An 11,394-nucleotide genomic window follows, 5' to 3' on the forward strand; every position below is an offset into this window, starting at 1 on the left:
ACGGGCATGCAGCACCCCGCGCCCCTTTCGCACGAAGACGATGCCTGGCTCGGCGCTGGCCTGGCGCGCGCCGGTGCCGCGCTCGACAGCACGGCCCCGATTCTGCGCCATCTGGTCTTGCAGGAAGAGCGCGCGGTCTTTGGCGATACGGTGATCGCCCATGTGCGCGGCATGATCGATGATGTCGCCCGACAACTGGCGGTAGCCCAGGCCCAGGCCGGTGGCGCGGGCGAAGGGGTTGAGCCCGACATTGACGAGGTGGCCGGGTTTGCCAGCCTGCTCAGCGCCAATGGAGCCTTCTTGGCCGCCGTGCATGGCCAGGCATTGGAATGGCAGCTTGCCTGCCGGCTTGAGCAGGATCACGGCGTGGACATGGTGGTCGCGCCCCTGGTTGAAGCGGCGATTGCGGCGCAGGACGGGGATCGCTCGGCCGCAGCCATGGCGGCCCTGGTGGCGCAGGCCCGGTTCTGCCAGGCACAGCGGCGCATGCAGCTTCCGCTGGGTGAACTGCCGCAAGACCTGCTGCGTATTGCCCTGGTCACGCTGCACGCCCGCGCACAAGAAGATGCCGAGGCGCAAAGCCGTGCAATCATTGCCGAACGGTCGTTGCGTCTGCGTTTCGATGCCGAGCGTGGGCGCCTCGCGCTGCTGCGCCGCCTGGTCGATACGCTGCCCGACCTGGCGCTGGCGCTCGATCCGCTGCACGCCGGACCGGCGCTGTTCCTCACCGCGCTGGCCCGCGCCATGGGCGCCCCGCGCGAGGATGCCGCACTGTTGACGGCGCCATCGCACCTGGCGCGGCTGGCGCTGGTCTTGCGGGCTGCGGGCCTTGATGGCGACGCTGTGCGTGGCCATGTCGCGGTGTTTCATCCCGAGGCGCTGGTACCGGCGGCCGTGGGCGCGCTGTCGCCGCAGGATGCGGCCGAGCGCCTGGCGCATGCCAGGCTGGGCGGCTGACTTTGGCCACCGCCGATCCGATCCACGCCCGCTGCGATGCTGCGGACACCCTGGTTGCGGCTGACGAGGCCCTGGCCCGGTTGCAGATCGCGGCCGGTGGCACGATGCCGGGCATGCTGGCGGTTCCGGCACTGCTGGCGCTGGTCCGCCAGGTGCGGGTTTCCGGTTTGGCGCAGGCGCGGCCGATCGTGGCGATGGATGGCGATTGCGCCATCGCGTTTCATGCCCAGGCCACGCCCGACGACGATGGCATTGCCCTGGTGCTGCGCGACTGGCGCCGCGCGGCCGCGCCCGATGATGGCCTGCCCGCGTTCGATGCGGCGGCGCTGTGGCATCATCTTGCGCAGGGGCATGTCCTGCTTGATGAGCAGCAGCGGGTAATCACCGCCGATCTGGCTGCCGCCGATCTTGCCGAACTGGCCGCAGACCTGGCCGGCTCCACCGGGCGCCACTGGGCCTTGTCTCCGGCGCTGTCGCTTGGCCAGGGGCGCATCGAGACGGCGCGGCTGCACTGGCGGCTGCTCGATGACATGGTCGTCGATGTGGCCGGGTCTGCCCGGCGCTGGCGCGTGCGCCTGTTGCCGCGCGTGGGCAGCGGGTTCGATCTGCTGCTCTTGCCTGAAACGATCCTGGCGCTGCCGGCCGATCCCCTGCGTGGGGCAGAGCCTGCCATGGCCGGCGCCGATGCCCCTCTGCCGCCCTGGACCGGGTTCCTCGGCCGTGATCTTGCCCCTGCATTGCGCCAGCCGATCAGCCGGATCATCGCCAATGCCGAAACCATTCGCAGCCGCCTGGCGGGCCCGCTGGCCGATGCCTATGGCAACTACGCCGCCGACATTGCCGAGGCGGGGCGCCACCTGCTCGGCTTGGTCGAAGACCTGGCGGATCTCGATGCGGTAGAGGCGCCGGGCTTTGCCCCCGCGCCCGATCACATCGACCTCGCCGATTGTGCCCGCCGCGCCGCCGGTATCCTGTCCGTCCGCGCGCGCGAGCGGGGCATCGCGCTGACCCTGCCCGAGGAGGCCTGCCACGCCCCGGCAATCGGGGAGTTCCGCCGCGTGCTGCAGGTGCTGCTCAACCTCTTGAGCAACGCTATCCGCTACACCCCGGCCCATGCCACCGTCACCCTGGCCTGCGGTGTGGAAGGAGCCACGGCGTGGATCGCGGTGGAAGATCGCGGCGAGGGGCTGACTGCCGCCCAGGCGGCGCGCGTGTTTGAAAAGTTTGAACGGCTGGGCCGCAGCGGCGATGGCGGATCGGGCTTGGGCCTCTATATCTCCCGCCGCCTGGCCCGCGCCATGGCCGGTGATCTTACCGTATCGAGCACGCCGGGCGAGGGCGCCCGCTTTGTGCTGACCCTGCCGGCAGACCTGGCCAGCGCCGGTATCGTCAACGCGCGCTGATTCTTGGCCGCCAGGTTAACCGCACCTTTTCATGGCATTCCGCAAACGTTCAGACCGTCTCACCCACAACGCTGGGCATCGGGGACCGGAAATCTGACGCTTGTTTCGGAGATTCGCGATGATCAGGAAAATGGCGATGGTCGGCCTGTTGGGCGCCTTGGTGGCGACCCCGGCGCTGGCCCAGGCAGTAGACCCCAACCAGCCGTTCAACGATGGTTCGGCAGCAGCATCAATGACGGCCCCTCCGGGCGTGGTCGTTCCCGGCCAGGATCCCGGGGTCAGCGCGGTCAATCGCAACGAGGCGCAGGCGCTGGCGATCGATACCAACACCGCCCGCGCCGAGCGGAACGCCGAACTGCAAAGCTACCACGCTGCGGTGCATGACTATCACCAGGCCGTGCAGGCCCGGCGCGACACCATCGCCATGATCCGCACCACCCAGTCGCGCCGCGACGCCGCCTATGCGCGGGCAATGGATGCGTGGCACGAGCAGGTCGCGGCATGCCAGAATGGCAATCACCAGGCCTGCCAGGCGCCCACGCCAGACCCTGCCGCGTTCGAATAAATTGTGGGAATGGCGCGGCCAAGCCGGCCGGCGCGGGTCTTGTGCGATCAGCGCCGGCGACCGGCGCGCCACACGGCGGCAATGCCCAGCAGCGCCAGTACGAGGCCACGCCAGGCCCACGGTCGCTGATCGAGCATGAAGCTTTCGCGCGGCCAGTGCACCAAGCCCAGGCCTTGCGCGATCCACAGCAGGCCCATGAAAAAGGCGGCCAAGCCGATGATCCGCAGGATCGCCACCATGACCGCCTTTCTCTTCATCGTGTATCTTCCGGCTTAGCGCTGGTTGATCGGAACGTAGTCGCGCTGCGTCGGCCCGGTGTAGAGCTGGCGCGGGCGACCGATCTTCTGGCCGGGATCGCTGATCATTTCGTTCCACTGCGCCACCCAGCCCACGGTGCGGGCCAGGGCAAACAGCACGGTGAACATCGTGGTCGGGAAACCGATCGCCGAAAGGATGATGCCCGAATAGAAGTCCACGTTCGGGAACAGCTTCTTTTCCACGAAGTAAGGATCGTTGAGCGCGATCTCTTCCAGGCGCAGCGCGGTTTCGAACAGCGGATCGTTGACCTTGAGCGCGTCGAACACTTCGCGCACGGTCTTCTGCATCACCGTGGCGCGCGGGTCGTAGTTCTTGTAGACGCGGTGGCCAAAGCCCATCAGGCGGAACGGATCGTTCTTGTCCTTGGCGCGCTCGATGTAGTGCGGGATCTTGTCGGGTGTGCCGATCTCGCGCAGCATGTTGAGCGCCGCTTCGTTGGCGCCGCCGTGTGCCGGGCCCCACAGGCAGGCGATGCCGGCCGCGATGCAGGCAAACGGGTTGGCACCCGACGAACCGGCCAGGCGCACGGTCGAGGTCGACGCGTTCTGCTCATGGTCGGCGTGCAGAATGAAGATGCGATCCATCGCGCGTTCGACTTCGGGGATCACTTCATATTCTTCGGCCGGAACGCCAAAGGTCATGCGCAGGAAGTTGCCGGTGTACGACAGATCGTTGCGCGGATAGAGGAACGGCTGACCAACCGAATACTTGTAGGCCATCGCCGCGATCGTGGGGATCTTGGCGATCAGGCGGTGGGAGCTGATCGTGCGGTTCTGCGGATCGGCAATATCGGTCGAATCATGATAGAACGCCGAGAGCGCGCCCACTACGCCGCACATCACCGCCATTGGGTGCGCGTCACGGCGGAAGCCGCTGTAGAACTTGGTCAGTTGCTCGTGCACCATGGTGTGGCGCGTGATCGTGCGGGAGAAGTTGGCCAGCTCGTCCTGGTTCGGCAGTTCGCCGTTCAGCAGCAGGTAGCTCACTTCCATGAAGCTGGAATGCTCGGCCAGCTGGCCGATCGGATAGCCGCGGTGCAGCAGGACGCCTTCGTCACCATCGATATAGGTGATCGCGCTGTCGCAGCTGGCGGTGGAGGTAAAGCCCGGATCGTAGGTGAACTTGCCCGACTGGCCGTAAAGCTTACGGATGTCGAGGACGTCCGGCCCGATGGTGCCGCTCTTGACCGGAAGGTCGATGGTCTTGCCATCGATGGTCAAAGTAGCCTGATTGTCGCTCACGCTAGGCTCTCCTGTACAAAGAAACAGTATGTTCTGTGGGCCACCTGGTCAGGCGGCATGGTCACGCAAACGGGCCAGGCTCTCTTCCTTTCCGAGGAGAACCAGGACATCGAAAATTCCAGGTGAGGTCGCTTGTCCCGTCAGGCTTGCGCGCAGGGGCTGGGCGATCTTGCCCAATCCTACTCCCAGCTCCTCGGCCATTTGCTTGAGATTGGCCTCGAGCGTGGCCGCTGTCCAGTCGTTTGCGCCCTCAAGGCGGGTGATCACTTTGGCAAGGATTGCCCGCGCATCGACGGTCAGCAACCCTTGCGCCTTTTCATCGAGCGCCAGCGGACGCTGGGCAAACAGGAACACCGCGCCCTTGGCGAGCTCGTTGAGATCGGCCGCGCGCACCTTGAGCACCGGCATCGCCTCGGCCAGCTTGGCACGGTCGTGAGTCGGCACCAGGGCATCGAGCCGGGGCGCAACCAGATCAGCGAGGCGCGCATCATCCGCTTCGCGCAGATAGTGCCCGTTCAAGTTGAGCAGCTTCTTGAGGTCGAAGCGCGAGGCGCCCTTGTTGACATTGGCGATATCGAACCATTCCACCGCCTGGTCGCGGCTGATGATTTCCTCGTCGCCATGGCCCCAGCCCAGGCGAAGCAGGTAGTTGAACACCGCGTCGGGCAGCAGGCCCATCTCGTCGCGATAGGCGTCCACGCCCAGGGCGCCGTGGCGCTTGGACAGCTTGGCCCCATCCGCGCCGTGGATCAGCGGGATATGGCCATAGACCGGGTCGGGCCAGCCACCTTCGATCGCGTTCATCGCACGGATGATCACCAGCTGGCGGAACGCGTTGTTGATATGGTCGTCGCCACGGATCACGTGCGTCACGCCCATGTCGTGATCGTCGACCACCACCGCGAGCATATAGGTGGGCGTGCCATCGCCACGCAGGATGACGTAGTCGTCGATTTCCACGTTCTGCACGGTGATCGCGCCCTGAACGACGTCTTCGATCACCGTCTCGCCTTCGCGCGGGGCCTTGACGCGGATGACATGGGGCTTGTCGGCCGGCCAGGTGGCGGGATCGGCATCGCGCCATTCGCTTTCCAGGCGGAACGGGCGGCGTTCTTCCTGCGCCTTGGCGCGGCGCGCGGCGAGTTCTTCCTGCGTCAGATAGCAGCGATAAGCGTGGCCCGCGTCGAGCAGCTGGTGTGCCACCTGGGCATGGCGATCAGACCGTGCGAACTGGAACACCGGATCCGCATCGCCGCCCAGGCCCAGCCAGTTGAGGCCGTCAAAGATCGCCTCGATCGCGGCATCGGTGGAACGCGCGCGGTCGGTGTCCTCGATGCGCAGCAAATAAGTGCCGCCGTGGTGGCGGGCGAAAAGCCAGTTGAACAGAGCCGTGCGCGCGCCGCCGATATGCAGGAAACCGGTGGGCGATGGGGCAAAGCGGGTGACAACGCGTGCCGCTGGGGTGGGGCTGGCGCTGGCCGTACCCGATCCTGCAGAAACGGTGTCAGTCTGGCTTGCCATCGAGGGCGCATTCCTTCCAATTCGGCGCATGGCCGGCCTTGTTGCAACACCGCCTGATCCGCAAACGGCGCTTGGCCGGGATAACGGTGCCGGCCCGCAGATAACCGGTCTTGATATGGGACCGAACGGGCTCGGGCGCCATTGGGCCAAAGCGGCGCGTTTGTCCAGCATGCTCGCGCATGCGAATGCGTGGATCGAGCAGCGCGGCACAGAACGCGGCCCCTGGCTAAGTGTGGCGTTTGCTGCGGGAATCTGCGCCTGGGTGGTGCTTCCAGGCCCCTGGCAGTGGCTGGCCCTTATGGCCGGAATGGGCGGAATTTTGCTGCTTGTGCTGCCTCGCGATCGAGACGGCCGATTCGCCCATTTGCGGTTGGCCGTGCTTTCGCTGGGGCTGATGGTGGTGGCCGGCTGCGCCACGATCTGGATCAAGTCTGCCTTTTTGGGCACTCCGCCGATTCCCCGGCCCATGCTGGTGGTGCTCGATGGCACGGTGGTGGATCGCCAGGTCCAGGCGGCGCAGGGCCGTTTGCGGCTGATCCTGCAGACGCGGGTAACCTTGCTGTCGGGCGAAACGCGGGACGGTCAGGTGCGGATCAACGTGCCCTTGGCGCCGGCCGGGCAAAACGATTCGGCGCTGGCCGACGGGGCGCGGGTGCGCCTGCGTGCGCGGCTGATGCCGCCGGCGCCGCCGATGGTGCCGGGCAGCTTTGATTTTGCCCGCAGCGCGTGGTTTTCCGGCCTTATGGCCACCGGCAGCAGTGTGGGGGCGATCACCCTGCTGGCGCCGGCGCCGCCGGGCACCCGGCTCGATGCCGTGCGCCAGCGCCTGGCGGACCACATCCGGGCGGAACTGGGCGGCTCCCCCGGCGCGATCGCCGCCGCCTTTGCCAGCGGCGATCGCGGCAGCATCGCCACGGCCGATGAAGACGCGATGCGCGACGCGGGGTTGACGCACCTCCTGTCGATCAGCGGTCTGCATGTCAGCGCCGTGGTCGGCGCGGTATACCTCATCACCGCGCGCCTGCTCGCGCTGGTGCCTTTCCTCGCGCTGCGCCTGCGCGTGCCGCTGGCGGCGGCTGCGATGGGCGCGCTGGCGGGCATTGGCTATACCCTGCTGACCGGGGCAGAGGTGCCCACGATCCGCTCGTGCCTGGGCGCGTTGCTGGTGCTGCTGGCCCTGGCGCTGGGCCGCGATCCGCTGTCGTTGCGGATGCTGACGGTGGCCGCGTTCATCGTCATGCTGTTCTGGCCCGAGGCCGTGGTCGGCCCCAGTTTCCAGATGAGCTTCGGCTCGGTCATCGCCATCATCGCGTTCGATTCGTCCGCGCCGGTGCGGCGCTTTCTTGGCCATGCGCACGAAGGCTGGGCGATGCGGCTGGTGCGGCATCTGGCGCTCGTGCTGGCCACGGGCCTGGTGATCGAACTGGCGCTGATGCCCATGGCGCTGTTCCATTTCCATCGCGCCGGCATCTATGGCGCGGCGGCCAATGTGGTGGCCATTCCGCTCACCACCTTCGTCACCATGCCGCTGATCGCGCTGGCGCTGCTGCTCGATCTGGCCGGATGGGGCGCGCCGGCGTGGTGGGCGGTGGGCAAGTCGCTCGATGCGCTGCTGGGCCTGGCCCACCTCACCGCCAGCCAGCCCGGCGCGGTCACCCTGCTGCCCGGCATGCCCGGCTGGGTCTTTGGCCTAATGGTGGGCGGCTTGCTGTGGCTGGCGCTGTGGACCGGGCGGGTGCGCCTGTGGGGCCTGGTGCCGGTTGGTCTAGGCGCGGTATTGACCGTGCTGCAACCGACGCCCGATGTGCTGGTGACCGGTGACGGGCACCACGTCGCCCTGGCAGGAGAAGGGCCCAACCTGCTGATGCTCCGCGCCACGCGCAGCGACTATACCCCTTCGATGCTGCTCGAAACCGCCGGGCTGGAGGGAGAGGCCCGCCCGCTCGACACCTGGCCCGGCGCGCAGTGCAACGCGGACTTCTGCCGCGCCGTGCTCACGCGCCAAGGCCGGCGCTACACCGTGCTGATGAGCCGCGGCCGCGACCAGGTGGACTGGCAGGCCCTCACCAGCGCCTGCGCCGCCGCCGATATCGTGATCGCCGATCGCACCTTGCCCAGCGCCTGCCACCCCCGCTGGCTCAAAGCCGACCGCCGCCTGCTGCGCCAGACCGGCGGCCTGGCGATCTACCTGGCACAAGGCAAACTGGCGACCGTGGCGGAGACGGAAGGACAGCACGGGTGGTTTCCGGGGCCAGAGGCGTGGGTAGGGAAGGGCAGGTGATGGGTAACGGCAGCTTTGATTCCGGCGCCGTCGGCTTGCTTGGGTCTTTTAATCGTCTGGACTGACCGGGTAGCTGGATGGTATCGACTTTCGACCAGAATGCGTCGTTCCGCAACTGAGAATAGAATGTCTGCTCACGCCGAAAAGGGACATTCACATGCATCCGGACGCGATCGTACTGAAGCCACTTGACCTGACACCCACCCAGTTAGCGCGCTGGAAACGCAATTACCGGGGATGATGCATGACCGACGACCACGATGAGCAACGTGCTACCGAAATCCTGCTGTGCGCGAAATGCTTCCAAGATCGTGGACTCCGTCACATGGCAAGGTGGTTCGAGACCGAGGAGCGGTCATGTCCGAATTGCGGCGCGGTCTCCAAACATTGTCTGACGCGAGACGACCTGCTCTGGCTATCCAAAAACTTCTTTGAGAAGGGCAGCACTGCCTTCACGGATTACGGCGGAGCGCCTACGATCGTTTTCAACGAGACGCAGAAAGGATCACTGAACCCGGACCCGCCGCTGGCCGCCGATGTCGATCTGCTTCAGAACGTCCTGCATATCGGCTTTTTCCACTATGGGCCGCGGCTCTGGATGATCGGAAATATCGCCCCCTTGGAGCATTTGCAGGCCGCGGCGCAGCGTCCGGCGGTCATCGAGCGGATCCTTGAATCCTATCCGACTGTTTGGTTGACAGACACAGAATTCTATCGCGTTCGAAAAGCGCCAGAAAATCCGGCCGAGCCGAACGAGTATGACGCGCCACCGCAAAGGTATTTGGGCAACGGCCGGCTCGACAACGCCGATCTCCCGGTTCTCTACGGCTCGCAGGACGCAGAAATTTGCGTTCATGAGTGTCGCTTCATGGCGGGAGACGAACTCTACATCGCGACCTTGCGACCTAAGCGCCCGTTGAAGCTGATCGATCTCTCCGCCATCCTGCAGGAAGACTGCACCGAGTTCGAGAGCCTGGACCTGGGGGTCTTGATGCTGTTCCTCGCTCAATCGCATGCGTATCCAATCTCGCGGGAGATCGCCCAAGCCGTACACGCGCGTGGTTTCGACGGAATGATCTATCCGTCCTATTTCAGCGTTCTTCATACCGGCGGAAATCCGTTTGATACCGTTTACGGTCTCTCGACGCGCCGCTTTGGTCAATCTCGAGACTTTGAGAAGTCCAAGATCATCGGAAACCTAGCAATCTTCGGCCGACCGGTGGCCGAAGGCTTGGTCGCAGTCGTCGGTGTAAACCGGTTGATCATCGATCAGGTGAAGTACAAGATGATCTTTGGGCCTGTGACATATTGAAGGAATGGCGGATTCTTACCGACGGCCGTCAATCATTCAGTGTCGGTAGACGACCATAACCACCCGGTTGGATTTGACGGCAGGAAAGTCAGCGTCAAACATAAGCTGCCGATGGAACACAGCCAAGTGGAGCCTCAAGATCGTGCCCTAATCTCGGACGCTTGAGTGTCATCGGACATATCGAGAGCGGCCGTTTGGCCGACAATTGGTGAAATTTTCCATTGACCGCAGAAGCACCGATTGCAGAAAATCGCAATGCGGCGACGGCCAGTCGTGAGGGGACACTAAATTCACCTCACTGTACTGCAATCAAATAGAGTTGACCACTGAACCCAGCCGTGGCTTCCTCTTCTCTCTGGTTGGGCTTGAGTCGAAGCGGGGGGTAACATGAGGCTATCTATTCTGACCATGGTACTGAGCTCCATAATGGCTGTGGCTTCGCCCCAAGCTTTTGCCCAAGAGCGACCGCCGATGGTCCCGTTGCCGGTCGATGATGCCGCGCCGTCCACAAGAACGATTGTCGAGAACCTTGGTTCTTCGCTCTCTAAATCGCGGATTACGGATCGGACCGCCGCGATCTCGAGTGGTGTAGATATCGCGCCTGCGACCATTCAGGCGATTGGGCCAAATAGCTGCATACCTCCAACCGGCGGAACTGCGCATGGGCTCAGCGACGGCTTTGAAACGTTTTCCTACAATCTGGACCGGAATGCGTCAGTAAGTTTGAACGCTTACGCCAGCGGTGAGCTCAGTGGTAGCGATAGAGTGACTCTCTATCGGTTCATGCTCTACCGAGATATCGCCGATGGCTCAGGACGAGTCATCGGAACGTGCGGAGCGGGAGTTCAGCTCGCGGTGCGGATACGCAACGCCAGTGCAAGCATTAATACGAGCCTGCCTTTCCTTGCAGCGAATGCTCAGTTAGGTCTGGCACAGGTGGAATATCGGATGAAGACGTTCGGTCTTTCCGGACCAGGCGTCACTTCTGCAGTTCCCCTGGCCGCGCAGCTTGGTCAATTCAACGCCGACTCCTACGCAGCACTGCTACGCACGCTTGATCGGATTCAAACAAACCTAAGTTCAACTTCTGCTGCCGACTCGATCACGGTTGCCCCGCGTCTCGTCGAACTTGTGAATGACGCGCCTCGGGTCAACTTTGATCGGCAGGTGGCTGTTCAGACCCTTGCCCTCGGTCAGATACAGCGCGGCAGCAAGTGCGCAGAGGCCCGCACGAAGGTGCCGAACCGCGACGCGACCACAGATGCCTTGATCGACGAGGTTTATCGATCAGTGGTTGGCGGGAAGGCTTGCGACGACAATATCCAGCCGACGCAAGATCTACGCCAACAGGTTACCTCGCTACTCAAAAGCATGGATATCAAGATCGACTAAATTGAAGCAGATCAGAAACGAAGTACGGAGCCTTAGCGCCACGGGGCCTCTCCGCTTGGTCTTGATCTTAGTAGCCACCTTCGCACTTGCGAGCATCGTCAAATCGGAAAGCTGTCGGCGGGTCCTTGCCAACTGCCTTAGGTGATGGGTTGAAAGCTTTCGGCCGCTTTTCGCCCATCAGTGTCCAAGAGCGGACTGTCGTTTCCCTGTCTAAATGAGCTCGCAACTCTTGCCCAGCGGGGCGTTGGCCAAGTGTCGGGTCTTGGCGAACAATCTGCCGTTTAAGCCGCGGCGAAGAACGTCGGCTTTGTCGAAGGGTTTCGGGCGCCGGCAGGCGTACGAAAGTCTTACAAGTACGACCCGCGGTGAGGCTCGCCTTGGTCTATGGGTAAAAGGGCTTTGGT

Annotated in this window: 9 protein-coding genes; 6 read left to right on the forward strand and 3 right to left on the reverse strand. The window is 64.3% G+C overall.

Annotated elements, in window-relative coordinates:
• Positions 1 to 6 precede the first annotated feature (6 nt).
• From ABIC78_RS12855 to ABIC78_RS12865, 3 genes are all read left to right on the forward strand, one after another.
• Positions 7 to 957 carry a hypothetical protein gene (locus ABIC78_RS12855; RefSeq protein WP_354490067.1) on the forward strand — a complete coding sequence of 317 codons (951 nt, stop codon included), beginning with the start codon at positions 7 to 9 and terminating at the stop codon, positions 955 to 957.
• Between the two features lie 2 nt (positions 958 to 959).
• Positions 960 to 2,360: a sensor histidine kinase gene (locus tag ABIC78_RS12860; protein ID WP_354490069.1), complete on the forward strand. Its 1,401-nt coding sequence runs from the start codon at positions 960 to 962 to the stop codon at positions 2,358 to 2,360.
• A 136-nt stretch (positions 2,361 to 2,496) separates the two neighbouring features.
• Positions 2,497 to 2,925 (forward strand): hypothetical protein, encoded by a 429-nt coding sequence (locus ABIC78_RS12865; protein WP_156306423.1) that lies wholly within the window; start codon positions 2,497 to 2,499, stop codon positions 2,923 to 2,925.
• Positions 2,926 to 2,972: 47 nt separating this feature from the next.
• Here the strand turns inward: ABIC78_RS12865 and ABIC78_RS12870 are convergent, their stop codons facing one another.
• The 3 genes from ABIC78_RS12870 to gltX are packed head-to-tail and all read right to left on the reverse strand — an operon-like array spanning position 2,973 to position 6,005.
• Positions 2,973 to 3,182 carry a hypothetical protein gene (locus tag ABIC78_RS12870; protein WP_054130987.1) on the reverse strand — a complete coding sequence of 70 codons (210 nt, stop codon included), beginning with the start codon at positions 3,180 to 3,182 and terminating at the stop codon, positions 2,973 to 2,975.
• Between the two features lie 15 nt (positions 3,183 to 3,197).
• Positions 3,198 to 4,484 (reverse strand): citrate synthase, encoded by a 1,287-nt coding sequence (locus ABIC78_RS12875; protein WP_022676546.1) that lies wholly within the window; start codon positions 4,482 to 4,484, stop codon positions 3,198 to 3,200.
• A 48-nt stretch (positions 4,485 to 4,532) separates the two neighbouring features.
• Positions 4,533 to 6,005 (reverse strand): glutamate--tRNA ligase, encoded by a 1,473-nt coding sequence (gene gltX / locus ABIC78_RS12880; protein WP_354490072.1) that lies wholly within the window; start codon positions 6,003 to 6,005, stop codon positions 4,533 to 4,535.
• A 28-nt stretch (positions 6,006 to 6,033) separates the two neighbouring features.
• Between gltX and ABIC78_RS12885 the strand changes: the two genes are divergently transcribed.
• The 3 genes from ABIC78_RS12885 to ABIC78_RS12895 all read left to right on the forward strand — a co-directional run bounded on the left by ABIC78_RS12885 (position 6,034) and on the right by ABIC78_RS12895 (position 10,990).
• Positions 6,034 to 8,286: a ComEC/Rec2 family competence protein gene (locus ABIC78_RS12885; protein WP_502915676.1), complete on the forward strand. Its 2,253-nt coding sequence runs from the start codon at positions 6,034 to 6,036 to the stop codon at positions 8,284 to 8,286.
• Positions 8,287 to 8,530: 244 nt separating this feature from the next.
• Positions 8,531 to 9,598 (forward strand): RES family NAD+ phosphorylase, encoded by a 1,068-nt coding sequence (locus ABIC78_RS12890; protein ID WP_354490076.1) that lies wholly within the window; start codon positions 8,531 to 8,533, stop codon positions 9,596 to 9,598.
• Positions 9,599 to 10,069: 471 nt separating this feature from the next.
• Complete coding sequence (locus tag ABIC78_RS12895) at positions 10,070 to 10,990, forward strand: hypothetical protein (protein ID WP_354490078.1); 921 nt, start codon at positions 10,070 to 10,072, stop codon at positions 10,988 to 10,990.
• Positions 10,991 to 11,394 lie beyond the last annotated feature (404 nt).

Source organism: Novosphingobium sp. 1529 (genome assembly GCF_040544855.1).
GTDB classification, from domain to species: domain Bacteria; phylum Pseudomonadota; class Alphaproteobacteria; order Sphingomonadales; family Sphingomonadaceae; genus Novosphingobium; species Novosphingobium capsulatum.

Excerpts from the sequence above, each read along its gene's own strand:
- ABIC78_RS12855 (WP_354490067.1), top strand. The coding sequence starts at position 7 with ATGCAGCACCCCGCGCCCCTTTCGCACGAAGACGATGCCTGGCTCGGC.
- ABIC78_RS12865 (WP_156306423.1), top strand. The coding sequence starts at position 2,497 with ATGGTCGGCCTGTTGGGCGCCTTGGTGGCGACCCCGGCGCTGGCCCAG.
- ABIC78_RS12870 (WP_054130987.1), bottom strand. The coding sequence starts at position 3,182 with ATGAAGAGAAAGGCGGTCATGGTGGCGATCCTGCGGATCATCGGCTTG.
- gltX (WP_354490072.1), bottom strand. The coding sequence starts at position 6,005 with ATGGCAAGCCAGACTGACACCGTTTCTGCAGGATCGGGTACGGCCAGC.
- ABIC78_RS12885 (WP_502915676.1), top strand. The coding sequence starts at position 6,034 with ATGGCCGGCCTTGTTGCAACACCGCCTGATCCGCAAACGGCGCTTGGC.
- ABIC78_RS12890 (WP_354490076.1), top strand. The coding sequence starts at position 8,531 with ATGACCGACGACCACGATGAGCAACGTGCTACCGAAATCCTGCTGTGC.
- ABIC78_RS12895 (WP_354490078.1), top strand. The coding sequence starts at position 10,070 with ATGGTCCCGTTGCCGGTCGATGATGCCGCGCCGTCCACAAGAACGATT.